Source organism: Neptunomonas qingdaonensis (assembly GCF_900113275.1).
Taxonomy (GTDB): Bacteria; Pseudomonadota; Gammaproteobacteria; order Pseudomonadales; family Balneatricaceae; genus Neptunomonas; species Neptunomonas qingdaonensis.
The window spans coordinates 158,378-183,759 of record NZ_FOOU01000004.1 but is presented as its reverse complement, the minus strand read 5'-3'; the positions used below and the strand labels follow the sequence as shown (position 1 = coordinate 183,759).

Sequence of the window (25,382 nt, the reverse complement as noted above, 5' to 3'; positions counted from 1 at the left end):
GAATGACGCGTCTCAAAAGCAGAGAAAAGCACACTATCGACTGGTCACAGAGGGTTAAGGAGCAAGCGCTAACGGCCAAAGATACTCGAATACGGGCATTTTATGAGCAGGGCGCGGTGGCTGCGGATACGCCATTAAAAGAGGTGACTTTTGTCGCGTTGGACTTTGAAACTACGGGTCTGAATGCAAATGAAGACGATATTGTGAGTATCGGTTTGGTACCTTTTACGCTGCAGCGAATTTACTGTAAAGACGCTAAGCAATGGATTTTGAATCCTCGCCAGCATCTGGCAACAGAGTCAGTCGTTATTCATGGTATTACTCACTCGGCTATTAACAATGCACCGGATTTGATGCGCGTATTGGAGCCGTTATTGGCAGCGCTTGCAGGACGTGTCGTGGTTGCCCATTATCGTTACATCGAGCGGGAGTTTCTTCATGCCGCGCTCAAAGTCAGGCTGGGAGAGGGGATCTGTTTTCCGGTGGTGGATACGATGGACCTGGAAGCCCGTTTACATCGTAAGGGGGTTAAAGCATTTGTCTGTCGTTTCTTCGGGCGTAAGCCGCTATCCATCCGCCTTTCCGACAGCCGTGCCCGATACAATTTACCCTTTTACAAACAGCATGAAGCACTAACGGATGCGGTTGCCACAGCGGAATTGCTACAAGCGCAGGTCGCCTACCACTATTCCCCGGATACACGGATTGCTGAGTTGTGGCGATAACTGAGATATAACTGAGATATAGCTGAGATAAGTTTGCTGCGTAAAGCTTGTTGGTTAACGTGAGTTTTTTTCTTTTTATCAAACAAAAAACGCATCCCTTGAAGATGCGTTTAATCTAGCTAGCTTTAGATTCTACAGCCGCTAATCTTGTCGGGGTTTTGCTCTCTCTCTCTCTTTGCAGCCCTGTTAGGATTTAACGCTATTATGTGGATCAATAACATACTTCTTCGCCGCGCCACCATCAAAGTCAGCATAGCCTTCGGGTGCCTGATCCAGTGTAATCATCTGGACGTTAACGGCATCAGCAATTTTAACTTTGTCAAAAAGAATGGCCTGCATTAACGGGCGATGATACTTCATAACCGGGCATTGGCCGGTATGAAAAGAATGAGATTTAGCCCAGCCCAAACCAAAGCGCATGCTCAGTGCGCCAATTTTAGCGGCATCATCCATCGCACCCGGATCTTCTGTCACATAAAGCCCTGGAATACCGATTTGCCCGCCTGCACGGGTAATCTGCATAGCGGAGTTGAGTACGGTTGCGGGGGCTTCCTGGCCGTGGTTACATCCACATGCGTGTGCTTCAAAACCAACGCAGTCGACAAAGGCATCGACTTCGCGTTCACCCAGAATAACTTCCAGCTTATCAGCCATATCGCCTTCTTCACGTAGGTCGATAGTTTCGCAGCCAAAGCTTTCTGCTTGCTTCAGACGGTCTGTTACCATGTCGCCAACAATAACGCAGGCGGCACCCAGTAAGTGTGCGGCAGCTGCCGCAGCGAGACCGACAGGGCCGGCACCCGCGATGTAAACGGTTGAACCCGGGCCAACGCCTGCGGTAACACAACCGTGGAAGCCTGTTGGAAAGATGTCAGAGAGTAATGTTAAGTCTTTGATCTTTTCCATGGCTTGTTCAGGATCAGGAAACTTCAGTAGATTGAAATCGGCATAGGGGACCATGACATATTCTGCCTGGCCTCCGACCCAGCCACCCATATCGACATAACCATAGGCAGCACCCGGGCGGGCAGGGTTAACATTAAGGCAGATACCCGTGTTGCCTTCTTTGCAGTTACGGCAGCGGCCACAGGCGATATTGAAAGGAACAGAAACGACATCGCCCGGATGAAGAAACTCGACATCTGAGCCGCACTCAATAATTTGTCCGGTTATTTCATGGCCCAGGACTAAGCCGGCTTCAGCAGTGGTCCTGCCGCGTACCATATGCTGATCAGAACCACAGATGTTAGTTGTTAATACTCGTAAAATAACGCCGTGATTACACTTTCTTTTGCCAATGGCGAGCTCTGGAAATGCGATGGATTCTACGGCAACTTCACCGGGGCCTTTATAAACTACCCCACGGTTATCAAAGTGGCTTGTCATGTATACACTCCTGTTATTTTTATGGCTGAGTAATGCCTCAGTTGCTCACTCTATGCTGCCCGGGGTTTTACTACATGACTCTAATAACCCGATACGTGTCTATTTAAGACATTCAGTCGATGTGAATCCTTTTTTTTCAGGCTTTGATTGATGAGAAAACAGATCATTTGTCTGGGAAACTTGATATACATCATGAAATAAAAAATAATTCGTCGCTTTTAGATAATCTATGCCTGATATGCGTCGTTTTTGGACGCATTAAATTTCATTTGAGAGATATTATTGGCAGTAACTCCCGTGCGGGATGTGCTCAGAAAATTGGCTATTTCTGGTGCTTTTAAAAACTGGACTGACAGTTATTTCGGTAATAATTATAATTTAGAACTGACCTCTTTCTGTGCATCAGAAGAGCTCGATGAGGGCACTACAATGGCTTCAGGTATGACATCTAACCCAGCGATCAAAAGCAAAACGCTAACACGTGTTGGTTTCTTGTTACTCGATAACTTCACGATGATTGCGTTGGCATCGGCCATTGAGACGCTACGAATGGCCAATCAGTTATCCGGCGAGGAACTATTTAGTTGGCAGCTGATTTCAGAAGATGGTTGCTTGGTGAAGGCCAGCGACGGACTCTCATTTACCCCTGACTTTTCCATTCTTAACGCTCCGGTTTTGGACATGATCATTGTGGTTGGCGGTGTTGATATTACACGCAGCTTCAGCCAGCGACAGGTTAGCTGGTTACGCGCGTTGGGGCGAAAAAATTATACGCTGGGGGGGATCTGTACGGGCGCTTATGTTTTAGCGCATGCAGGTTTACTCGATAATTATGAAAGCAGTATCCATTGGGAATGTTTGGCGTCTATGCAGGAGCGTTACCCTAAAGTACGTTGTAATAATCGTTTATATAGTATCGATAAGAACCGCATGACATCTTCTGGCGGGACAACCGCCATGGACATGTTTCTCAACTACATTGCATTAAAGTATGGTGGCAAGTTATCCGGTGCGGTGTCTGATATGTTTATTTGTGACCGGGTACGGGGGGAGTTTGACCAGCAGCGTGTTTCGTTGCGCCAGTTGCATACGAATGGTCAGCCGATGCAGAAGTTGGTCGATATTATTGAATTAATGGAAGCCAATCTTGAAGAACCATTTGAATTAGATGAGTTGGCAAATTTTGTGGCGGTTTCCCGTCGACAGCTTGAAAGGATGTTTTTAAAACATCTGGACTGCTCGCCATCGCGTTATTATTTAAAGTTACGTTTAGACCGTGCCAGGCAGTTGCTGAAACAGTCGAACTTGTCGATTGTTGAAATATCAACGGCATGTGGCTTTGTCTCTACGCCGCATTTTAGCCGTTGCTATCGTAAACATATTGGTATTTCGCCACGGGATGAGCGTAAAGGTACCTGGACGGATACCACACGCAATAATCGGCTTCGTCAGCCCCTTATCGATCAAGAGGTTGTCATCCCCGCTGTCCGCTCGGCAACGGCGTTATTTCAAGCGCAAACCGAACCTAGTTATGGGTCAATCGCAATTCAATAATTGTGTCGCAAGCACAAGCATTGCTCACCTTTCTATTGGCTGATCAATGCTTGTGCTATGGCAGTATTGTGGGACTTAGCCTTTCAGGACCTTACTTAACGATTGTGCTACATAACCTAGATTCGTAGAGGATAAGCCGGCAATATTGATCCGGCTGGAGTCCACCATATAGATGGCATGCTCATCACGCAGCCGAGCCACCTGATCTTTGTTTATCCCTAAGAAAGAGAACATCCCTTTTTGCCGGGGTATGAAGCTAAAGTCTTGCGAGCAGCCTGTTGCCGCAATCTCCTGAGCCAGTTGATGACGTAATTGCAGGATACGGTTACGCATCACTGTGAGTTCGTTATCCCAGCTTTTAGTCAGCTCTGCATTACCCAGAATAGTTTCAACAATGGCAGCCCCATGTGCGGGCGGCATCGAGTAGTGGCCACGGATGAGACTGAAAAGATTGCTCGCAGATACGGCAGCCTGCTGCTGGTTAGGTGAAATGATAATCACTGAACCGGTTCTTTCACGATACAGGCCAAAGTTTTTAGAGCAGGAGCTGGCGATCAGCATTTCGGGGGCTTTGTCTGCCAACAAGCGAACCCCATAAGCGTCTTCAGCCAAGCCATCTCCTAAGCCCTGATAAGCGATATCGACAAACGGAATCAGGTTTTTACGCATCAGCAACTCGGCTATAACATCCCATTGTGCTGTTGAAAGGTCAGCACCACTCGGGTTGTGGCAGCAGCCGTGTAACAATACGACATCGCCAGCCTTGGCCGATTCCAACGCGCTGCACATGTCATCGAACCGGATACCTTTTGTCTCACCATCGTAATAAGGATATTCCGTAATATTTAATCGGGCACCTTTTAGCAGTGGGATATGGTTTGCCCATGTTGGATCACTCACCCAGACGGTTGTCTCCGGCGAGCATTTAGCCGTGAACTCTGCGGCCATGCGCAGTGCACCGCAGCCGCCAGGCGTTTGTGCAACGGTGATGCGCTGATCTTTGATTGCGCTATGATCATTACCCAGCAGCAAACGGCTGATATGGTAATTAAAACCTTCTGCACCGGCAGGGCCGATGTAGGTTTTGGTTGTTTCTGTTGCCAACAGGTGTGTTTCCGCTGCGGTGACAGCCTGCATGATAGCAGTATGGCCTTGCTCGTCTTTATAGACACCTACGCCTAAATCAACTTTTAGCGGGTTGTTATCCTTACGGTACTGAACCATCAGGTTTAGGATGGGGTCTGCGGGTAATGCGTGCAGATGTTCGAACATGACTATTCTCCTGCGCCTTGAGTGGCTTGTTGGTACTGTGCCAATAATGCAGAGTGTTGCTGTGCCGCTTTCTCTGCTGCTGTTTCCCGAACAGGACCGTAGCCACGAATCTCTTTTGGAAGGTTGGCAAGCTGCAGCGCCAGATCATAGTTGTGTTGTGTTGTCTGGCTTTGCAACATGGCTATGAGGTGTTTGTAACTGGCTAGCAGTTGTCTATCCAGTTTTCGATCGGCAGAAAAACGGAAAGGATCCAGCATTGTATGACGTATACCGCGCATTTTGGCGAGCATTCGCAAGGATTTCAACATCCACGGGCCAAATTGTCGTTTAACAGGTCGCCCATTGACAACTTTGCCGCCTAAAATGGGGGGAGCGAAGTTAAAGTGGACTTTATAGTCACCTTCAAAGGTATTTTCTACCTCTTGCAGGAAATCAGTATCCGTGTACAAACGTGCCACTTCATACTCATCTTTGGTCGCCATCAATCGATACAGCTGAGTTGCGACAACCTCGGTCAGTTGTTCGTGGTTGTTACCGTTAAGGTTCTTTGTCGAGTTGCCGCGTTGCTCGCTCAGTTGTTTGTCCAACTGACGAATACTATTGATGTGCTGTAAGTACTGATCCGCGAGTTTTTGGCTTTGGTAACCCTTTAGTGTGTCTGCGAAGCGCTGAATTTTCTGCTCAAGTGTCTCAGTGGCTTTACTGGGTTGTGGATGTGCCGCTTGCGTAACATAGTCTGGCATGCTGGCCGCTAAGCGTCCCCAACTGAAGGCGGTTTTATTTTTATCGACCGCTACCGCGTTAAGTTCGATAGCGCGAGTCAGTGCCGTTTCAGAGATGGGAATCAGGCCTTTCTGCCAGGCGTAACCCAGCATCATCACGTTTGAGAAAACCGTATCGCCCAACAAATGAAGCGCAAGCGTGTTGGCGTCCAGTGTCGAGAACTGGCTGTCACCTACAGCATCAGCCAGTAGGTTTACACGTTTATTACTTTCGATATCGGCATCCCGATAAAGGACGTGGTCAGCGGTCGCCATTTCGGCAAGGTTAACCACAGCTTTGGTGTGATTGTGACGGAGTACATCCAGCGCTTTAGCGGAGGTGGCGACCACCATGTCACAGGCGATTAATGCATCCGCACGACCGTGATCGGTACGTACCTGATGAATATCCTGCGGTGACGGTGCTACGCGCACATAGCTGAGTACCGCCCCCCCTTTTTGCGCGAACCCCATAAAGTCGAGCACGCTGGAGCCCTTGCCTTCAAGATGCGCGGCCATGGTGATTAACGCGCCGACAGTGACAACACCTGTGCCCCCGACACCACTGACCAGCAGGTCATAGGTCCCGCTCAGTGGTGGAATTAACGGGCTGGGTATCTTGGCAAGCTGCTCGGTGACAGCATCCGGGCTGAGGCCTTTGGGTTTGCGCAGTTGGCCGCCTTCGATGGTCACAAAACTAGGACAGAAACCGTTAACACAACTGAAGTCCTTGTTACAGGAAGACTGGTCGATCTGACGTTTAACACCCATTTCAGTCACGCGAGGTACAATGGATAAGCAGTTGGACTGTGCGGAACAGTCGCCACAGCTTTCACACACATGATGATTGATCATGACGCGTTTGGCCGGATCAGGAAATTGGCCTCGTTTACGCAGGCGGCGTTTTTCTGCCGCGCAGGTTTGATCATAGATGAGAACCGTCACGCCTTTTATTTCACGTAACTCACGCTGCACGCTATCAAGTTCATCGCGGTGATAGAAGCTTGTACCTTTGGGGAATTCACCCTCATGACCCTTATATTTCTCGGGTTGATCGCTAAGCACGGCAATGCGATTCGCGCCTTCTGAGTGTACTTGTTGTGCGATAGCCGGAACCGATATTTGTCCGTCTACAGGCTGGCCTCCGGTCATGGCGACCGCATCGTTAAAGAGAATTTTGTAGGTGATGTTAGAGCCTGCGGCAATCGATTGGCGAATGGCCATCGAGCCGGAGTGGAAGTAGGTGCCTTCGCCCAGATTCTGGAAGATATGCCCGTTGCCGGTAAAGCGAGATTTACTCGCCCAGTTTACGCCTTCACCACCCATCTGAATCAGCGACTCGGTGTTGCGTCCCATCCATGAGGCCATAAAGTGACAGCCGATGCCGGCGAGTGCTTTACTGCCTTCAGGCACTTTGGTTGAGCGGTTGTGTGGGCAACCGGAACAAAAATAGGGCATACGACGCACGCCACCAGGATCTTTAACCGTAACTCCGGACTCCTTGATCTGCTGTAACTCATTGGTAAAACTGAGATCGAAGAGACGCTGTAAACGCGCCGCCAGAAAAGAGGCGAGTAAAGAAGGGCTCAGCTCCCCTACATATGGGATGAGTGGCTGGCCGTTTTCATCTTGCTTGCCGGTGATCAGTACCTCGCCAGGGCGGTCGGGCTCTGACATCGCCTCCTTTATCTGACTCTCGATAATGCCGCGCTTTTCTTCGATAACCAGAATCTCTTGCTTGCCATGCACAAAGTCGAGAATCCCTTTGCGCTCAAGCGGCCAGACCAGACCTATTTTATAAATTTCTATGTCCAGCGCTTGTAATCTTTGTTCAGGTAGGCCGAGCAGCTCAAGTGCTTCCATTAAGTCCAGGTGTGCCTTGCCGGTGCTGACAATACCCAGTTTAGCACCAGCAGCCGTGACGATTTTCTTATCAATAGGGTTGGCTCTGGCGAACGCCTGTACGGCAGCGAGTTTATGCTCAATTCGTGTTTCAAGCTGTGGGCCAGGGAGGTCAGGCCAGCGATAATGCAGACCTTCGGCGGGAGCTGTGAAGTCGTCCGGTATTTTGAATGTGGGTAAGGGTTTGAGTTCAACACTAGAGGCGCTTTCGACCGTTTCAGAGATCGCTTTAAAGCCTACCCACATCCCTGAAAAGCGAGATAACGCATATCCCCATAAGCCAAACTCTTCATACTCTGCAATGCTTGCCGGGTTAATGGTCGGCATAAACCAGGCCATAAAAGCAACGTCGGACTGATGTGGCATAGAGGAAGAAACACAACCGTGATCATCGCCTGCAACGACTAACACGCCACCGTGAGGAGAACTACCATAGGTATTACCATGCTTTAGCGCATCGCCGGCTCTGTCAACACCAGGGCCTTTTCCGTACCAGATTGAGAATACACCGTCGACGGTTTTATCGGGGTCGGTTTCTACTTGTTGAGAACCCAGTACCAGTGTGGCGGCGAGGTCTTCATTTATCGCTGGAATAAATTCGATATGATGCTGTGCTAATAATGCTTTAGCACTCCACAGTGCCTGGTCATAGCCTCCCAAAGGAGAGCCGCGATAACCACTAATAAAACCACCGGTATTCAGGCCATTCTCTTTGTCCAACTGGGCTTGTACGAGTGGAATGCGCACCAGTGCTTGGGTACCGGTTAAAAATACACGTCCCTGCGTACGCGTGTAGCGGTCGTTAAGTGCGTAGTTATCTAGTGCAGGCGCGTTATTGGTCGGCTTCTCTGATGGGAGTTCTGGCTTAGTCATAAGGAGGCTACTTTTATTGTTTGTTATTTAATCAGTTTAGGTGTTTTTTGGAGAAAGGTGCTTTCTATTTAATGTGTAAAAATGCAACAAAATGGAATATTCTTTCGTAAATAGTTAACTTATTAAAAATAAATTACAAATAGTGGATTATATTAATGGATGCTTTTGATCGGCATATTTTGCGTATCCTCCAGCAGGATGGACGAATGAGTAATCAGCAGTTGGCCGATGAGGTGGGTTTGTCAGCGGCAGCCTGCTGGCGGCGGGTGAATGCATTAGAGAATAAAAAAGTGATCCGTAAATATGCGGCGCTTGTCGATTCTGATGCGGTGGAGCAAGGGTTGTGTGTTCTGGTGATGGTGTCATTGTTGCGGCATTCAGTGGATGAAACCAAAGCATTTGAAGCGGCAATGAAGGTCTGCGAAGAGGTATTACAGTGTTATGCCGTGACCGGCAATGCTGATTTTGTGCTACGCGTGATGGTGTCCGATATTAAAGCCTATGACCGTTTTCTGAATGACAAGGTATTTCCATTGGAAGGTATTTCCCAGGTGCATTCAAATTTCGCCTTACGCGAGATTAAATGTGAAACAGCACTTAAGGTGTAAGTGATTTCTGGGTAATTGTAAATTATCGGCTAAACTCTACTTAAGAGAAGGTATCAGGTATTAAGTGAACGTATCAGGTGTCCATATCAGGTGCACTTATTAAGTTTAATTAATTGTGATTCCTATTTTGCTTTGGTTGGGTTTGAAAAGGGTTGGCTCTTGAAACGTATCGCTAAGAAAGTGCCTCAGAAAGCTCATTGTGTCGCTTTCATCATCGGACTTTTATGTTTGTCGGATAGTGTATGGGCAGCGGAAGGTATTCGTAAAATCGTGCGTGCTGATGGCGTAGTTGAGTACACCAATGTAAGTGCTGGCTCACAAGGCAAGACAGTCCGCTATTCAGGTAAAAAGAATAGTACAGAATCCATTTATAAATACCGGGAAGCGAACGGTGTACTTACTTTTTCCGACCAAAAGCCGCGCAAAGGTATTCAGTTTTCGACGCTTAAGTTTGCCTGCTTTGCCTGTAATCCTGGATCGACGGTTAACTGGCACAACACGCCTTTAAATTTAACCTCATTTGAAACTTATGTCAGCCAGAGCGCGAAGCAACATGCTGTGGATCCCGCTTTGATTCGTGCCGTAATGCATGCCGAATCTGCTTTTAATGCGGCAGCAGTGTCGAGCCAGGGGGCGCAGGGTTTGATGCAATTGATGCCTGCAACCGCCAAAGAGCTGGGGGTTAATGATGCCTTAGATGCGGCTGAAAACATAAAAGGCGGGGCCAAATATCTTGCTGAGCTACTGGGAATGTATCGGGGAGATATAACACGAGCAACCGCTGCCTATAATGCCGGCCCGGGTGCGGTAAGAAAATATAATGGCATCCCCCCGTTTGCTGAAACCAAAGCCTATGTAGAAAGGGTGAGCATTTTACTTAAGCGTTATCAAAGAGCGATTCCGTAGGTTATTCTGCAGAAGATCGTCTGCAGTAGGACAATGATTACAATCTCTACAGGGGCTATCCGTCTGTAATCCGTCTGCTTGATAAGTCAGACGGAAAATAAGAGCCGCAATAGGGGAGTGATACGGGAGTTATAGGAGCGCCAATAGTTGATATTTGGCTGATATGTAAGCTTAGCGGTGGTTCGCTTCCAGGATGGCAATACCCTGTCGATAACCGATGCCGCCGTTCCCATGTACTAGCCCGTATTGATGTGAACTAGAGATGAGTTGCTGGTACATCTCAATTAAGCCATTCAGCGCAGGGTTGTTCCACGGCGCGCGCGCCAGATTCATACCACCGGTAATGGTCAGTAAGTGCTTGTCTAAAAATGCGGGCACTTCATCGAGTGAGGTGACTATACCGCTACTGATCAGGAAGGCGAGCGGTACCACAGGGTAACAAGTGTAAATTTCCATTAAAACTTTGTCGTCAGTGATCAAGGGCGTTAAGTCTAGATTGGCTTGTTTGCACGCCGTTTGGTAAGCCTGTGTTAAATGTTCGTATCGGGCAATCAGTGATAATTGCTTAACTTCATCAATATCGAGTAGCCCTAAGCCAATGCCCGTAACATTGACGATGTTATCATCATGGCAATTGATTTTTTGCGCTAATGCTTCGCTGCATAATAACAAGCGACCTGAAAAATCTACCAAAGGATTAGCGCAATCAACGCCACGAAAGAGTGGCGTCACATGAGAAAACCATTTTGATCCAGGCGCGGGAAAATGCGCACGCCCCTCTTGCTCAGCGATCTTGTGACTACGGCTGTGGTTAGTAAAGAGGGCATCTGCAAGTGCTAAAAACTGTTGTTCGTTACTATGGTTCTCCTTAATAAACTCGTTAGCCAGATCGTTATATAACTGTGCGATCGAATAATCATCAGCGTAAACAGACATCAGTTGGTGGCGTTCTTCACGGCCATAGCCGCTCTTTACCGGGTCGTCGCCACTAATAATAACCGCTTCATGGCCTTGTTCAATTAATAGCTGAGCCTGCTTCAGCGCCATGATAGGCGCGCAGCCACTGCGAAAGTGATTCGGTTGTTGATCGCTATGCCAATCGGTAGATAAAGGATCGATGGTTAATAACGTTGGCGTTATTTTTAGTTGCTGGATAGCGTCTAAACGAGTTTGATATTGTGCGCGGTGTCGATGCAGTAAAGCACTTTCGTCCTGATCAATCTGCGCATAGCCTGCAATTATTTTTATAGGCGAGGTCGTCATTGCGTCGCAATCCTATGAAATTAAAAGAAAGAAATAATATCAGAAATCCTCACATTATTTTTGCTGATTAATACTAGTCACCAGCCATTGGAAAGCGGTTGCCTGATACTGTCAGGGAGAAAAGGGGCTGTGCGTCTATTTGGTGCAAGCTTCAAGTGTTGTTGCCGCTGTTAGTACATTTAAGTGCGTCAATATGATGCTGAGGGGAATCCTTAGATATTAACACTGTTGGGACGTCCCCATTATTTCTGACAATAATGGGTTTATTAGAAAATGACTTTGTTTTCAGCAGAGCCCTGATTGCAGGGCATTTTCCATCCTTCTCTATGCCATAACGGAGCGTTTGATCGGGTCCAAACGAGATAGTAAAGCGCCATACTCAAGTATGACAGGTATCAGTGGCATACTACTTGCTTTCCCTTAAGGAAAATTAATTTCTTATCGGTAATTTTTTTAAGTAGGATACAGGAGCTGAATATGGCAACTTTATGGCGTTATTCTGCATTAGCAGAGAGGCATCGGGCATTAGGTTCAAAGTTAGAAGACTGGAATGGGATGGGGACAGCATGGAGCTATGACAGTGATCTGTCGCTGGCTCACGAAGCAATCCGGACAAAAGCAGGCTTAATGGATGTATCGGGTTTAAAGAAAGTGCATTTCGTTGGCCCTCATGCGGAAAGCCTATTGGAATATGCGACCACGCGCGACATCTCGAAGTTGTATCCGGGAAAGTCAGTGTACGCAACAATTTTGAACGAAATGGGTAAATTCGTGGATGACTGTGTCATTTACCGTACCGGGCCTAATGCGTTTATGGTTGTGCTTGGTGCAGGCAATGGCTATGAAATGCTGACTCGTTCGATACAAGGACGCCAAGTCGTTATTCAGTTTGATGATGACCTGCATGACATTTCTTTACAGGGGCCTGTTGCGGTTGATTTTCTTGCTGAGCATGTGCCGGGTATTCGTGACCTACCTTATTTTCACCATATGCAAACGCGTCTGTTTGATCGACCTGTGATGATTTCACGAACCGGTTATACCGGCGAGCGGGGATATGAGATTTTCTGTAAGGCCGCTGATGTGGTGTTTATCTGGGATAGTATTCTGGAAAAAGGCAAATCAATGGGTATTATTCCCTGTGCCTTTACAGCATTGGATATGTTGAGGGTAGAAAGTTATCTATTGTTCTACCCCTACGATAACTCTGAAATGTACCCGTTCGAAAATGAAGCCGCCGGTGATACATTGTGGGAGCTCGGATTGGATTTTACCGTCTCTAAAGATAAAACAGAGTTTCGCGGCGCCAATGAGCATTTTCGAATGCAGGGACAGGAACGATTCAAAATTTTCGGTGTATTACTTGAAGGCGCAGAGGCTGCCGCTGAAGGCGACACCTTATGGGCGGATGGAAAACAGGTTGGCGTCATTACCTGTGGTATGTTCTCAAGGCTAACGCAGAAATCGATGGCAATTGCTCGTTTTGATACTGGCTATGCTGAACAGGGGGCGCGGCTTGAAGTTAAAGGGAGTATCCAGGTAGCGGCTATTGCGCATTCATTACCGTTCGATGATCCTGAAAAGAAAAAGCGCACCGCAAAAGGTTGATATAAAAGTTGATATATCGCTATCTCTTGTAAGCCAGAGATTACCAAGCAAGAGATAGCGTAACTTTGTCTGCGTTAAGGTGATCTGGGTTATTCGCCATCACTGTAGTTAATAATAGAAAGCAATTTTATGGGTACCTCTTCCAGTGTTTCTGGCCCATGGGGTATCTGAGCATCGAAAGTCAAACTGTCTCCCGCTTCCATCTGGTAGGTATGATTTCCATGCCGGTAGGTTAATTTTCCAGAGAGTAAATGAATAAACTCTTCACCCGGATGGGAAAAGGTAGGGAATACTTCTGAGACATCATCCATTGTCACTAAAAAGGGTTCGAAGCTCTTTTTTCCACCACGTTGATACGTCAGCAGTTGATAGGTATGCCCCTTTTCTGTTCCTCGACGCACGACTTCTAAGCCTTCACCGGACTTTGTGAATTGAGCGCCACCATCAGGCACATCGTAATCGCTGAAGAGTCGTGATATGGGTAAGCCAATGGCGACACACAAGCGACTGAGAGTATCAAGACTGGTGGAGACCTGTGCGTTTTCAATTTTGCTGACCATGCCCTGACTAATCCCTGAAATCCGGGCAACATCTGTAATTTTAAGTCCTTCCTGTGTGCGTGCTTTCTTAACTTTCATACCTATGTATTGATCGAGATTGAACTTCTCATTCTTTCCATCTGTCATTTTTTTGCTCCCTTCTTGGGCGTATGCACCAATTATATGCAAAGGATCGTCGGATCTGATTTATATATTCTAATGATTAAATATTCCCACAAAGAAATATTATTTACCAGTCGTATAAATATCAATAACTTACACTTCAAAGAAAATTATATTCCTGCTAGGAAATAAAGTGGCACACGGTTTGCTTTCTCCTAAAGTAAATAATTTTACTGAAAAGAAATATTGATGAGTGCTTTTTGAATTTGGCACTGATTCGATGAACTTTAAGGAGAGCAACAAATGCCACCAGAAATAGCCGCATTTCTCAGTGATAACAATATCAAGTACATTCTCGCGCAATTCGTAGATATTCATGGCGTTGCAAAAACCAAGTCTGTCCCTGTGAATTGTCTGATGGATGTCGTAGAAAAAGGAGCAGGCTTTGCCGGGTTTGCTGTCTGTGGATTGGGTATGGAACCTCATGGCCCCGACTTTTTAGCGCGTGGGGATCTGGAAACACTTTCTATTGTTCCGTGGCAGCCCGGATATGCGCGTGTTGTGTGTGATGGTTATGTCAACGGAGCACCGCATCCTTACGATAGCCGTGTAGTTCTTAAGCGCCAGCTCAAATTGTTGGCTGATAAAGGCTGGACATTAAACACGGGATTGGAACCTGAATTTTCTTTGTTTAAACGTACTTCCGAAGGTGAGTTAACGCCAGTGGATGATAGTGATGTGCTGGCCAAACCTTGCTATGACTATAAAGGCTTGTCTCGTTCACGTGAGTTTCTGGAAACATTAGTTGAATCGCTTCAAAAAGTTGACTTCGATGTTTATCAGATAGACCACGAAGATGCCAACGGTCAGTTTGAAATTAACTATACCTACGGTGAAGCATTAGAGTCGGCAGACCGTTTTACATTTGTTCGTATGGCGGCGGGTGAAATTGCCAACGATATGGATATGGTGTGCTCCTTTATGCCAAAGCCATCGGCCAAGGCTGCGGGTAACGGCATGCATTTTCATCTTTCCATTACCGATTCAGCTGGAAAAAATCTTTTCAATGATGACAGCGATGTGAATGGCATGGGGCTGTCAAAAATGGCTTATCACTTTACGGCAGGGTTGCTGCATCACGCCAAAGCTCTCTGTGCTTTTGCTGCGCCTACCGTGAACTCCTATAAACGCCTTGTTGTGGGAGGTTCTGCTTCCGGTGCCACCTGGGCACCTGCTTTCATTGCTTATGGTGATAATAATCGTTCTGCGATGGTACGAATTCCTTATGGACGGCTTGAATTCCGTTTACCGGACTCCAGCTGTAACCCCTATCTGGTGCATGCCGCATTGATTGCTGCAGGGCTGGATGGAATCGAACGTGAACTTGATCCCGGTGAGCCGAAAAACGTCAATCTTTATGCTCTTACGGACGACGAGCTTAGCGAGCAGGGTATCGATATTTTGCCTCAGAACCTAAATGAAGCATTGGATGCGCTTGAGGCTGACAAGATTTTTGTTGAGTTATTAGGCGAAGAGATTGTGAGTGAGTTTATAAAAGTTAAACGCAATGAGTGGGTCGATTACAGCCGTCACGTATCTGACTGGGAATTAAAACAATACGCAGAATTTTTCTGATGCCCGTTGGCTTACGTTAAAAGAGTATAGAGGACGTTATTTATGTGTGGAATTGTTGGTTTGTATTTGAAAAACCCAGCATTGGAAAGTCAGATCGGAGAATTATTTACGCCCATGCTGATTGCAATGACTGACCGTGGCCCGGATAGCGCTGGATTTGCAATTTATGGTGACGAAGTCGCTGACGACTGGATTAAATTGACATTACGTCATCCTGAAAAAAATTATGACTGGAAGGCATTGGCCGAGAAAATCCAGGATGAATTGGATATCGGTGTTGAATGGTTTCAGAACGCTAAAGTAGCCGTCTTTAAATTGCACACGACAGATGCAATAGCAGAAGCGTATCTGGCTGAAAATGCCTGCGATGTGCTTATTCTGAGTGCTGGCCAGTCGATTGAAATTCTAAAGGAAGTGGGTTTGCCTGCGCAAATCGCCGAGACATTTAACCTGCGTGGTATGAAAGGTAGTCACATCATCGGCCATACGCGTATGGCAACTGAATCGGCCGTAACGATGGAAGGGAGCCATCCTTTCTCAACGGGAATGGATTTATGTTTGGTGCATAACGGCTCCTTGTCTAATCACAACCGCTTGCGAGAAGAGCTAAAACGCGAAGGGGTAAAATTTGAAACTGACAATGATTCCGAAGTGGCTGCAGGTTATCTGACCTATCGTTTGCAGCAAGGAGACACGTTAACCGAAGCTTTGGAATATGCGTTAAAAGATCTGGATGGGTTCTTCACGTTTACGATCGGAACACGCGACGGATTTGCAGTCGTACGTGATCCGATTGCCTGTAAACCGGCGGTGATGGCAGAAACAGATGATTATGTTGCCATGGCGTCTGAATATCAGGCATTAACTACCTTGCCCGGCATTGAGAATGCCAGGGTCTGGGAGCCTGAACCTTCTACGATTTATATCTGGGAACGCAGTAGCGACGATAAGCGCGGTTAATGGAGTGGATTATGAAAACAATTAACTTAGAAAGACAGACAGTACGTGAATTGAACCAGGCGCTGCATGATCAGGCTATTGAATGTACTGAACGAGAGTGGGAAGTTCTAGACCCTAAAGGGCAGCACAATATTGCGTGTGGCCTGGACCAGAACATCTCGGTAGATATTAAAGGTCATGCTGGTTATTACTGCGCAGGAATGAACAAAAAAGCGCATATCACTGTACACGGCAATGTTGGCCAGGGTGTGGCTGAAAACATGATGTCAGGCATGGTCAGAGTTAAAGGTGATGCTTCTCAGGCAGCGGGTGCAACAGCACATGGTGGTTTATTAGTGATTGAAGGAAATGCCGGTGCGCGTTGCGGTATTTCCATGAAAGGTGCAGATATCGTCGTTAAAGGTGATATTGGTCACATGAGTTGTTTTATGGGTCAGGCAGGTGCTTTGGTGGTCTGTGGTAATGCCGGTGATGCATTAGGTGACTCCCTGTATGAAACACATATTTATGTCAAAGGCACGGTGAAATCGTTAGGCGCAGATTGTATCGCCAAAGAGATGCGTGATGAGCATATTGATGAGCTGACAGCGTTGTTAAACCGCGCAGGGGTGGATGAAGATCCTAGCGCCTTTACACGTTACGGTTCTGCACGCCAGTTATATAACTTTAAAGTTGATAACGCATCTGCTTACTAGGCCGAATCTACAGAGGAACGAACGATGAGTGAAGATATTAAAGTAACAGACGGCCTGCGCGAGTCAGCCACGTTTGACCGAACCACTATGAATGAAATCCGTCGCGCTGCTGATACCGGTATTTATGATATTCGCGGTTTCGGTGCTAAACGGAAATTACCACATTTTGATGACCTTCTGTTTTTAGGCGCGAGTATGTCGCGTTATCCGCTGGAAGGTTACCGTGAGAAATGCAATACCTCGGTTACTCTGGGTACTCGCTACGCAAAAAAACCGATTGTACTGGATATCCCGGTCACCATTGCCGGAATGAGTTTTGGTGCACTGTCAGCCAATGCAAAAGAAGCCCTTGGGCGTGGTGCCTCGATCATGGGGACATCCACGACAACGGGCGACGGAGGTATGACACCGGAAGAGCGCGGACAGTCTACTAAGCTTGTGTACCAGTATTTACCGTCGCGTTACGGAATGAATCCGGATGATTTGCGCAAAGCGGATGCCATTGAAGTGGTATTGGGGCAGGGCGCTAAACCTGGCGGAGGGGGTATGTTACTCGGCCAGAAAATCACGGATCGTGTTGCTAAAATGCGTACCTTGCCCATGGGGGTTGATCAGCGTTCGGCGTGTCGTCACCCGGACTGGACCGGCCCGGATGATCTGGCGATTAAGATTCAGGAGTTACGTGAAATTACCGATTGGCAGGTACCTATCTACATTAAAGTGGGCGCAACACGTACCTATTATGATGTGAAACTTGCTGTAAAAGCGGGGGCAGACGTCATTGTGGTTGATGGTATGCAAGGCGGTACAGCGGCGACACAGGATGTTTTTATTGAACACGTTGGTATTCCAACCTTAGCGGCTATTCCTCAGGCAGTACAGGCGCTTCAGGAAATGGGTATGCACCGTAAGGTACAACTGATTGTTTCTGGTGGTATCCGTAACGGGGCAGACGTTGCTAAATGTATGGCGCTAGGGGCTGATGCGGTCGCTATTGGTACCGCCGCACTGGTGGCACTGGGCTGTAATCACCCTAAGTATGATGAAGAGTTTAAGAAAATAGGCTCTGCTGCCGGTTTCTATGACGATTATCATGAAGGCAAAGACCCCGCGGGTATATCCACTCAGGATCCTGAGTTGTCTAAACGCCTTGATCCGGTAGTGGCGGGTCGAAAATTAGCTAACTACCTGAATGTACTGACACTCGAAGCTCAGACATTGGCGCGTGCCTGCGGTAAAAATGATTTACGCAATTTAGAGCCGGAAGATCTTGTGGCACTGACGGTGGAATCAGCGGCGATGGCACGTGTTCCTCTGGCCGGTACTAACTGGGTTCCAGGACAAAAGTTCTAACGATTTAATTCTATCTGAGTGTAACAGACGTATCACGGAGCAGTTTTTGCTCCGTGTGGATTCCTGCACTTAAAAATCGAAAATGTAAGTGTTTTTAAACCATTGTAAGGAGGCCTTAAGGGCTACGACTATGAATATACCGGCAGATAAACAAGAATTTATACTCAAAGCCAGTTGTGAAGCAGGTAGCGGAATTATCGCAGCGGTTACTACTTTCCTTTCTGAGCGCGGCTGTTATATCAGCGAGCTATCGCAATTTGATGATAACGAAAGCGGTCGATTTTTCATGCGTGCGCGTTTTCATGTTGAATCCGGAGGCCATGGTCTTTCTGATCTTCGCGGCGAGTTTTCCAGCATCTCTGAATTATTTGATATGGAGTGGAGAATGGTGTCGGCCACAGCGCCCACCAAAACGCTGATCATGGTGAGTAAGTTTGATCACTGCCTGGATAATTTGATGTATCGCCTGCACAAAGGCGAACTCAACATGGAAATAACCGCCATTGTTTCAAACCACAAAGATTTACGTCCAATGGCTGAGCGTGAAGGTATTCGCTTTATTTATCTGCCAGTGACCAAAGAGAATAAGCTGGAACAGGAAAAAGAGCTCCTGGATATTATTAAAGAAACCGGCACAGAGCTGATTGTGCTGGCGCGTTATATGCAAATTTTGTCAGATGGACTGTGTAAGGCCCTCAGTGGTCGTGCGATTAATATCCATCACTCTTTCCTTCCGGGTTTCAAAGGTGCCAAACCTTACCATCAGGCACATACCCGTGGTGTGAAGCTAATTGGTGCAACCGCGCATTATGTCACCTCTGATCTGGATGAAGGTCCGATTATTGAACAGTCAGTACAGCCTGTGGATCATACCTATAACGCCGATGCTTTAGTCGCTGTAGGCCGTGACACGGAAACTGTAGCGCTTGCCAAAGCCGTTAAATTGCATGTTGATCATCGGGTTTTTCTCGATGGTAACAAGACCGTTGTTTTCAAATAGGAGACAACAAGAATGGCTTTTTTAATTGATGGCAAACAGATATCTCAGCAGGTTATTGAAGACACTGCTGCTGAGGTTGCTGAATTTCAAATCACATATGGCATTAAACCGGGTCTGGCCGTTGTGCTGGTAGGTGAAGATCCTGCCAGTCAGGTTTATGTGCGAAATAAGGTGAAACGTGCTGAAGAAGTTGGGCTGAATTCAATTGAGCATCGCTTAGCGGCGACGTGCAGTCAGCAAGCCTTAAATAAGCTGGTGGATGAGCTGAACACAGATCCCATGGTTCACGGTATTTTGGTGCAGCTTCCTTTGCCGGCTCATTTAAATGAGGCTGAAATTATTTCGGCTATCAGCCCGGAGAAAGATGTTGATGGTTTTCATCCTCTCAATGTGGGTGCGCTCGCCTGCGGAGAAGCGTCTCTGGTGCCTTGTACACCTCTGGGCTGCATCATCATGCTGAAAACCGTATATGAAGATCTCAGTGGCAAAAATGCAGTGGTGATCGGTCGTTCAAACATTGTGGGTAAACCCATGGCCGCACTACTACTGCAGGAAAATTGTACCGTCACCATGGTGCATTCGCGCACTAAAAATATCGAAGCCGTGTGTTCACAAGCCGATATTGTGGTGGCGGCGATCGGGCGCCCCGAGTTTGTGTCTGCTGGTTGGATCAAACCTGGCGCAACCGTCATTGATGTGGGTATCAATGCGATTGAGCGCGATGGCCGTCGCAGGCTGGTAGGCGATGTGGACTTTACGTCGGTTGAGCCAATTGCCGCTGCCATTACACCCGTACCTGGTGGTGTAGGCCCCATGACTATTGCCTGTCTTATGAAAAATACCCTGACAGCAGCGCGTTCACAAGTTCTGGCCAGAGAGTTGGAACGTGAAGCCGGTTAAGCTGACTTTTAATAGCGAATTCGGCATCAGATGGTTGCTGGTGTCTGTGTTAAGGAGAAAATGTTAATGCCTTTCTCATTATTGAAATATGGTCTGAATAAAGACTACCCATTTGAAAAAAATGCAGATCTGCCTGTGCCATCTGAGCTGAAATCCAGCTATGACGTCGTCATTATCGGGGGAGGTGGACATGGCGTTGCTACGGCATATTACCTGGCCAAATACCACGGTATTACCAATGTCGCTATTTTAGAAAAAGGCTATCTGGGTGGCGGCAATACCGCACGAAATACAGCGGTTATCCGGTCCAATTATCTTACTTCTGAAGGGGTTAAGTTTTACAGTGAATCAGTAAAGCTGTTTAAAGAGCTCTCAAATGAGTTCGATTTCAATATTATGTATTCAGAGCGCGGTCAGCTTACGCTTGCCCATACTGACGCCACGGTCAGATCCTTTCGTCAGCGTACAGAAGTGAATAAACACTTTGGTGGTCGCACCGAATTAATAGGGCCTGCGGAAATAAAAGAACTGGTGCCTACACTCAATATGAACCCTGCGCACATGCCTGTATTAGCAGGGCTGTGGCACATGGATGGCGCAACGGCACGTCATGATGCAGTCGCGTGGGGGTATGCAAAAGGAGCGACTCAACGCGGTGTTGAATTGCACCAGTTAACCGAAGTGACCGATGTGATTGTCGAAAATGGCAAAGTCACGGGCGTGAAAACCAATCGCGGTACCATTCAATGTGGATGCGCTGTGCAAGCGGTAGCCGGGCATAGTTCGTTAGTGGCTGCCAAAGCGGGTTTTCGCATGCCGATTACCACTTATCCTCTGCAGGCCATGGTCACTCAACCGGTTAAACCCTTCTTAGACCAGATGGTGAGTTCATCAGCCTTGCATTGCTACGTGCAACAAACCGGACGTGGAGAAATTGTATTTGGTGGCGGTTCCGACCCTTATCCACTGTACAACACCCGCTCTACGCTTGATCTGAAAGAAGGCTTATTAGCCCATGCTATTGAGATGTTCCCGTTTATGGCCAATCTGCGCCTGATGCGGCAATGGACAGGTATTACCGATATGACATCGGATTACAGTCCGATCATGGGGCTGAGTCCGGTGGACAATTACTACCTGGATGCGGGGTGGGGCACATGGGGCTTTAAAGCGACACCTATCTGCGGCAAGACAATGGCTGAGTTAGTTGCCAGTGGCGGAAAGGTTCCTGAGCTGATCAAGCCATTTGCGATGGATCGTTTCAATGTGTTTCGTCAGGTAAATGAAATGGGTGCAACGGCAGCCAGCCATTAAGCGAGGTAAACGTTATGAAAATCATGAATTGCCCGCTAAACGGGCCACGTAACATCAGTGAGTTTGTCCACGGTGGTGAAGTAAGTCAGATGCCAGACCCTAATTCCTGCAGCGATATGGAATGGGCCGACTATGTTTTCTATTCGGACAACGCTATCGGTATTGTCACGGAGTGGTGGTTGCATGCGCCCTCCGGATATTGGTTTATCGCAGAGCGGCATACCGCCAGTGATGAAATCATTCGTACTTTTGATGCATCGGAAATTTTCAATCAACGCTATGAGTTTCCGATAAAAGCAGAGGAGGCTGTGGTATGAACGAAGCTGTTAAAGTGAATTATCTTATGCGCTTAGATGCCCCAATGGGACTGCTGATCAACCGTGAAAAACCGGTGAGTTTTACCTTTGAAGGGAAAACCTTTACAGGTTTTGAAGGCGATTCGATAGCCAGTGCTTTATTGGCCAACAAACATTGGCTGATGTCACGCTCCTTTAAATATCATCGCCCTCGCGGCCCTTTAACAATGGCAGGCCAGGATGCAAATACCCTGGTTCAGTTGGGTGGGGAGCCTAACGTTCTTGCCGACAGACAAACAATCACCTCAGCGATGATGGTTGAAGGGCAGAATTATAACGGTACGTTAGAAAACGACCGTGATGCGATTCTTGGTAATTTCGGACGTTTCATGCCGGTTGGTTTTTATTACCGGTCGTTTTTTAAACCGATGGGCGTGTGGGATAAATGGGAAGGTTTTATCCGCAAAAAAGCGGGTTTGGGTAAGTTGGATTTAACCTTTCAACCAGAATATTACGATAAAAAATATCTGTTTCATGACGTGCTGGTGGTCGGCGCTGGTCCCGCCGGTTTAGCGGCTGCACTGGAAGCGGCTGATGCGGGAGCCAGTGTTTTATTGGTGGAGGAGCAACCTATTCTTGGCGGTGCGCTCACTTATAGCCGTTTTGATGAAGAGGGTGTTGTCGCCGATAAACTGCGCACTGACCTGGTCGCCAGGGTAGAGGCTCACAGCAGGATTGACGTGTTACTCAATGCAACCTGTAATGCCTGGTTTACGGATAACTACTTGCCGATAATACAAGGCAAGCGGATGTTTAAAGTGCGCGCAAAAGAGTGCATTGTGGCCTCCGGCGCTTTTGAGCAGCATGTGGTATTTCGTAATAACGATTTGCCCGGTGTCATGATGAGCAGTGCAGCAATGCGCCTGATGAAGCTCTATGCTATTAAACCCGCTGAACAAGCGGTTGTATTAACGGGTAATGATGATGGATATCTGACCGCCATAGAACTGCATCAGCAGGGTGTATTGGTCGCTGCGGTGATTGATATGCGCGAGCGGGCAGATAACCCGGAACTGGTCAGTGCGGTGCAAAAAAAGGGCATTCAGGTTAAGTCTGGTTTTACCGTTTATGAGGCCCTGCCTACCAAGGGAAATAAACACATACGTGCAGTCGATATTCGTAAAATCATTGCACGGGGTGAAGTAGATAAGGCATCTACTCTTATTGAATGTGATCTGCTGTGTATGTCGGCCGGATACATGCCTTCTTATCAGTTGCTTTGCCAGGCAGGTGGACAGCTAAAATATGATGATGACGCAGCGCTATTCAGTTTGTCCAACTTACCGGATCATCTCTATATTGCCGGCTCAGTGAATGGCATTAACTCACTGGATGCCGTTGTGGCTGATGGCCGGTTTGCGGCATTAAAGGCACTGCAGCAGCTGGGCTTAACTGAAGAAACAGCACTGCCGGTAAAGTGCACGCGTACACTGAATTATCAATGGCCTATCTTCAGCCATCCAAAAGGCAAAGACTTTGTTGATTTTGATGAAGATCTTCAGGCGAAAGATATTATCAATGCAACCCGTTTAGGCTATCGCGATGTGCAGCTGGTTAAGCGTTTTTCTACCGTAGGAATGGGGCCTTCTCAAGGACGGCACTCGGCTTTACCAACGGCACGTTTGGTGGCTAAAGCGACACACAGAACTGTGACTGAAACCGGAGTGACCACCGCCAGGCCACCTTATTGCCCTGAGAAACTGGCACATGTGGCCGGACGAATTTTTGATCCTTCACGCCAGACTGCCATGCATTATCGTCACCTAGAACTGGGCGCAAAAATGATACCGGCAGGCAACTGGCAACGTCCGGCATTTTATGGAAAGCCGGACGAGAGAGATCAATGCATTCACGCTGAAGCCACCCATGTGCGTAATAAAGTGGGATTGATTGATGTCAGTACCCTGGGCGGAATCGATATACGCGGGCCAGACGCAGCAGAATTTATGAATCGTATCTATACATTTGCCTTTCTTAAGCAGCCGGTCGGCAAAACACGTTACGCCGTATTGACCAGTGAACAAGGTGTGGTCATAGATGATGGTGTGGCATGTCGTATTAACGAAGAACACTTTTATGTGACAGCCACCACCGGCGGTGTCGATCGTGTTTATCGTGACATGATGAAATGGAACGCGCAATGGCGTTTAGATATTGATATAGCCAATGTCACGTCTGCGTTTTCCGCTGTCAACCTGGCCGGGCCCGATGCCCGCAAAGTGCTTGAAAAACTGACCAGCGATATCGATTTAAGCTGCGAAGGATTTCCCTATCTGGCTTATCGGGAAGGCACTGTGGCAGGTATCCCTTCGCGTCTATTACGGGTTGGATTTGTCGGCGAACTGGGTTACGAAATCCATGTGCCAGCGCGTTTCGGTGAAGCGCTGTGGGACGCTCTGATGGAGGCTGGAAAATCGCTGGATATCAAGCCCTTCGGTGTTGAGACCCAGCGCCTGTTGAGGTTGGAAAAAGGCCATATTATCGTCAGTCAGGATACGGATGGGATGAGTCATCCCGGAGAACTTTCGCTTAACTGGGCGGTTAACCGTAAAAAGTCATTTTTTATTGGTTGTCGCTCAGTCGATATCGTGATGGCTCAGAAACAAACGCGTAAATTAGTGGGTTTTAAATTACCCGTGACCAGTACAAAGCCTGAAGAAGGTCATCTTGTGTTGGAAGGTGAAAATATCAGTGGCAACGTAACATCGTGTGAGTTTTCACCCGCCACGAATGCCATTATCGGCATGGCATATGCGGGTATTAACCAATCCGATATCGGATTTCAGCTTCCCATTCGTGTCAACAACGGTGAAATGGTCATGGCTGAAGTGGTGGCATTACCTTTTTATGACCCCGATAACAGTCGTCAGGAGATGTAAACGATGCATACGATTCAACCTGAGTCTTACTCACAACGCAGTTTTATTTATCGGCAGTTTAGCGGTGAAAAATCCGTTGATAACACCTTTATGCAAGTGGCTGGTGGTGTCCTGGCATTATCTACCGGTAAGGATTCGGATGCTCCGGGTCTGATTGATCTCTCGCTAGTCCCCCGCGCGGGTTTCAGAGGCGTTAATGCAGAGCAGTATGTGAACAGCATGGGTTTTCCTGTGCCGGCTTCACCTAATCAGGCTGCTATGACGTCGCAAGGTGAATGCGTGTTACGCCTGAGTCAGAAAGAGTTTTGGTTGTTAAGTCATCCTCAACAGAATGTCTGTGATCGGGTAGAGGGGTATGCATTGCCCGAGAACGGCTGTTATCCACTTTATTGTCAGGATAGCCATACCTGGTTTGCGATGACCGGTAAGCATTGCCCGGATATTCTTGCCAAAGTGTGTGGTGTCGATCTGCGTGCAGCGTGCTTCCCGCCAGGCGCTATTGCTCAAACATCCGTAGCACGAGTCAATGCGATTATTATTCATCATGTCATCGGTAGTGAACAAGTCTTCTCGATTATGAGTGATAGCGCTTCAGCTACCTATCTGTGGGGCGCATTGCTAGATGCAATGGCAGAATATGAAGGGCAGGTTTACGGATTAAATAAGTTAATCGAATAGTCTGTTTATCGGGTCACATCCGTCCGGGTAACAAGCTAAAAACCAATCAGATGTGATGATTGGTTTTTTTTTTGTGCTTTGTTCCGGTGGGT

Annotated in this window: 20 protein-coding genes; 15 read left to right on the top strand and 5 right to left on the bottom strand. The window is 47.5% G+C overall.

Features of this window, described 5'->3' with window-relative positions; genetic code table 11:
- Positions 1 to 2 precede the first annotated feature (2 nt).
- Entirely contained in the window at positions 3 to 725 is a 723-nt protein-coding gene (locus tag BM099_RS07835; RefSeq protein ID WP_090726454.1) for a 3'-5' exonuclease, read from the top strand.
- 186 nt (positions 726 to 911) lie between these two features.
- On the opposite strand, the gene fdhA is transcribed toward BM099_RS07835, so the two are convergent.
- Positions 912 to 2,111 (bottom strand): formaldehyde dehydrogenase, glutathione-independent, encoded by a 1,200-nt coding sequence (gene fdhA, locus BM099_RS07830; protein WP_090726453.1) that lies wholly within the window; start codon positions 2,109 to 2,111, stop codon positions 912 to 914.
- Positions 2,112 to 2,540: 429 nt separating this feature from the next.
- Between fdhA and gbdR the strand changes: the two genes are divergently transcribed.
- Complete coding sequence (gene gbdR / locus BM099_RS07825; protein WP_090726815.1) at positions 2,541 to 3,665, top strand: choline metabolism transcriptional regulator GbdR; 1,125 nt, start codon at positions 2,541 to 2,543, stop codon at positions 3,663 to 3,665.
- A 75-nt stretch (positions 3,666 to 3,740) separates the two neighbouring features.
- Here the strand turns inward: gbdR and BM099_RS07820 are convergent, their stop codons facing one another.
- Positions 3,741 to 4,937: an amino acid aminotransferase gene (locus BM099_RS07820; RefSeq protein ID WP_090726452.1), complete on the bottom strand. Its 1,197-nt coding sequence runs from the start codon at positions 4,935 to 4,937 to the stop codon at positions 3,741 to 3,743.
- A 2-nt stretch (positions 4,938 to 4,939) separates the two neighbouring features.
- On the bottom strand, positions 4,940 to 8,473 hold the full coding sequence (locus BM099_RS07815) for an indolepyruvate ferredoxin oxidoreductase family protein (protein WP_090726450.1): 3,534 nt from the start codon (positions 8,471 to 8,473) through the stop codon (positions 4,940 to 4,942).
- Between the two features lie 155 nt (positions 8,474 to 8,628).
- Here BM099_RS07815 and BM099_RS07810 point away from each other — a divergent pair, with 155 nt between their 5' ends.
- Both BM099_RS07810 and BM099_RS07805 read left to right on the top strand, forming a co-directional pair.
- Complete coding sequence (locus BM099_RS07810; protein WP_090726448.1) at positions 8,629 to 9,081, top strand: Lrp/AsnC family transcriptional regulator; 453 nt, start codon at positions 8,629 to 8,631, stop codon at positions 9,079 to 9,081.
- A 159-nt stretch (positions 9,082 to 9,240) separates the two neighbouring features.
- Entirely contained in the window at positions 9,241 to 9,987 is a 747-nt protein-coding gene (locus BM099_RS07805) for a lytic transglycosylase domain-containing protein (RefSeq protein ID WP_232349063.1), read from the top strand.
- Positions 9,988 to 10,158: 171 nt separating this feature from the next.
- Here the strand turns inward: BM099_RS07805 and BM099_RS07800 are convergent, their stop codons facing one another.
- Positions 10,159 to 11,250, bottom strand: coding sequence for a hypothetical protein (locus BM099_RS07800; protein WP_090726445.1), 1,092 nt, complete (start codon positions 11,248 to 11,250; stop codon positions 10,159 to 10,161).
- Between the two features lie 477 nt (positions 11,251 to 11,727).
- Between BM099_RS07800 and BM099_RS07795 the strand changes: the two genes are divergently transcribed.
- The gene (locus BM099_RS07795; protein ID WP_090726443.1) at positions 11,728 to 12,858 is read left to right on the top strand and encodes an aminomethyl transferase family protein; all 1,131 of its coding nucleotides are present in this window, start codon (positions 11,728 to 11,730) and stop codon (positions 12,856 to 12,858) included.
- Between the two features lie 89 nt (positions 12,859 to 12,947).
- Here BM099_RS07795 and BM099_RS07790 read toward each other — a convergent pair whose 3' ends face one another.
- A complete protein-coding gene (locus BM099_RS07790; RefSeq protein WP_090726441.1) occupies positions 12,948 to 13,544 on the bottom strand; it encodes a helix-turn-helix domain-containing protein in 597 nt (198 codons plus the stop codon).
- Positions 13,545 to 13,823: 279 nt separating this feature from the next.
- On the opposite strand from BM099_RS07790, the gene glnT reads away from it, so the two are divergent.
- The 10 genes from glnT to BM099_RS07740 all read left to right on the top strand — a co-directional run bounded on the left by glnT (position 13,824) and on the right by BM099_RS07740 (position 25,290).
- The gene (glnT, locus tag BM099_RS07785) at positions 13,824 to 15,155 is read left to right on the top strand and encodes a type III glutamate--ammonia ligase (RefSeq protein ID WP_090726439.1); all 1,332 of its coding nucleotides are present in this window, start codon (positions 13,824 to 13,826) and stop codon (positions 15,153 to 15,155) included.
- A gap of 42 nt (positions 15,156 to 15,197) precedes the next feature.
- A complete protein-coding gene (locus BM099_RS07780) occupies positions 15,198 to 16,115 on the top strand; it encodes a class II glutamine amidotransferase (RefSeq protein ID WP_090726436.1) in 918 nt (305 codons plus the stop codon).
- A gap of 11 nt (positions 16,116 to 16,126) precedes the next feature.
- Positions 16,127 to 16,810 (top strand): GltB/FmdC/FwdC-like GXGXG domain-containing protein, encoded by a 684-nt coding sequence (locus BM099_RS07775; RefSeq protein WP_090726434.1) that lies wholly within the window; start codon positions 16,127 to 16,129, stop codon positions 16,808 to 16,810.
- A gap of 24 nt (positions 16,811 to 16,834) precedes the next feature.
- Positions 16,835 to 18,163 (top strand): FMN-binding glutamate synthase family protein, encoded by a 1,329-nt coding sequence (locus tag BM099_RS07770; RefSeq protein WP_090726433.1) that lies wholly within the window; start codon positions 16,835 to 16,837, stop codon positions 18,161 to 18,163.
- Positions 18,164 to 18,293: 130 nt separating this feature from the next.
- Positions 18,294 to 19,163, top strand: coding sequence for a formyltetrahydrofolate deformylase (purU, locus tag BM099_RS07765; protein WP_090726431.1), 870 nt, complete (start codon positions 18,294 to 18,296; stop codon positions 19,161 to 19,163).
- 12 nt (positions 19,164 to 19,175) lie between these two features.
- Complete coding sequence (gene folD / locus BM099_RS07760) at positions 19,176 to 20,063, top strand: bifunctional methylenetetrahydrofolate dehydrogenase/methenyltetrahydrofolate cyclohydrolase FolD (protein WP_090726429.1); 888 nt, start codon at positions 19,176 to 19,178, stop codon at positions 20,061 to 20,063.
- Between the two features lie 66 nt (positions 20,064 to 20,129).
- Positions 20,130 to 21,377: an FAD-dependent oxidoreductase gene (locus BM099_RS07755; RefSeq protein WP_090726427.1), complete on the top strand. Its 1,248-nt coding sequence runs from the start codon at positions 20,130 to 20,132 to the stop codon at positions 21,375 to 21,377.
- Positions 21,378 to 21,391: 14 nt separating this feature from the next.
- A complete protein-coding gene (locus tag BM099_RS07750) occupies positions 21,392 to 21,694 on the top strand; it encodes a sarcosine oxidase subunit delta (RefSeq protein ID WP_090726425.1) in 303 nt (100 codons plus the stop codon).
- Positions 21,691 to 24,612, top strand: coding sequence for an FAD-dependent oxidoreductase (locus tag BM099_RS20795; RefSeq protein WP_090726424.1), 2,922 nt, complete (start codon positions 21,691 to 21,693; stop codon positions 24,610 to 24,612). The genes BM099_RS07750 and BM099_RS20795 overlap by 4 nt, the downstream gene beginning before the upstream one ends.
- 3 nt (positions 24,613 to 24,615) lie before the next feature.
- Positions 24,616 to 25,290: a sarcosine oxidase subunit gamma gene (locus BM099_RS07740; RefSeq protein WP_090726423.1), complete on the top strand. Its 675-nt coding sequence runs from the start codon at positions 24,616 to 24,618 to the stop codon at positions 25,288 to 25,290.
- The last annotated feature ends 92 nt before the right edge of the window (positions 25,291 to 25,382 follow it).

Coding starts and splice junctions, on each gene's coding strand:
- BM099_RS07755 (WP_090726427.1), top strand. CDS start 20,130: ATGCCTTTCTCATTATTGAAATATGGTCTGAATAAAGACTACCCATTT.
- BM099_RS07780 (WP_090726436.1), top strand. CDS start 15,198: ATGTGTGGAATTGTTGGTTTGTATTTGAAAAACCCAGCATTGGAAAGT.
- BM099_RS20795 (WP_090726424.1), top strand. CDS start 21,691: ATGAACGAAGCTGTTAAAGTGAATTATCTTATGCGCTTAGATGCCCCA.
- BM099_RS07810 (WP_090726448.1), top strand. CDS start 8,629: ATGGATGCTTTTGATCGGCATATTTTGCGTATCCTCCAGCAGGATGGA.
- BM099_RS07775 (WP_090726434.1), top strand. CDS start 16,127: ATGAAAACAATTAACTTAGAAAGACAGACAGTACGTGAATTGAACCAG.
- folD (WP_090726429.1), top strand. CDS start 19,176: ATGGCTTTTTTAATTGATGGCAAACAGATATCTCAGCAGGTTATTGAA.
- purU (WP_090726431.1), top strand. CDS start 18,294: ATGAATATACCGGCAGATAAACAAGAATTTATACTCAAAGCCAGTTGT.
- BM099_RS07820 (WP_090726452.1), bottom strand. CDS start 4,937: ATGTTCGAACATCTGCACGCATTACCCGCAGACCCCATCCTAAACCTG.
- BM099_RS07790 (WP_090726441.1), bottom strand. CDS start 13,544: ATGACAGATGGAAAGAATGAGAAGTTCAATCTCGATCAATACATAGGT.
- gbdR (WP_090726815.1), top strand. CDS start 2,541: ATGGCTTCAGGTATGACATCTAACCCAGCGATCAAAAGCAAAACGCTA.
- glnT (WP_090726439.1), top strand. CDS start 13,824: ATGCCACCAGAAATAGCCGCATTTCTCAGTGATAACAATATCAAGTAC.
- BM099_RS07740 (WP_090726423.1), top strand. CDS start 24,616: ATGCATACGATTCAACCTGAGTCTTACTCACAACGCAGTTTTATTTAT.
- BM099_RS07815 (WP_090726450.1), bottom strand. CDS start 8,473: ATGACTAAGCCAGAACTCCCATCAGAGAAGCCGACCAATAACGCGCCT.
- BM099_RS07800 (WP_090726445.1), bottom strand. CDS start 11,250: ATGACGACCTCGCCTATAAAAATAATTGCAGGCTATGCGCAGATTGAT.
- BM099_RS07750 (WP_090726425.1), top strand. CDS start 21,392: ATGAAAATCATGAATTGCCCGCTAAACGGGCCACGTAACATCAGTGAG.
- fdhA (WP_090726453.1), bottom strand. CDS start 2,111: ATGACAAGCCACTTTGATAACCGTGGGGTAGTTTATAAAGGCCCCGGT.
- BM099_RS07770 (WP_090726433.1), top strand. CDS start 16,835: ATGAGTGAAGATATTAAAGTAACAGACGGCCTGCGCGAGTCAGCCACG.
- BM099_RS07795 (WP_090726443.1), top strand. CDS start 11,728: ATGGCAACTTTATGGCGTTATTCTGCATTAGCAGAGAGGCATCGGGCA.
- BM099_RS07835 (WP_090726454.1), top strand. CDS start 3: ATGACGCGTCTCAAAAGCAGAGAAAAGCACACTATCGACTGGTCACAG.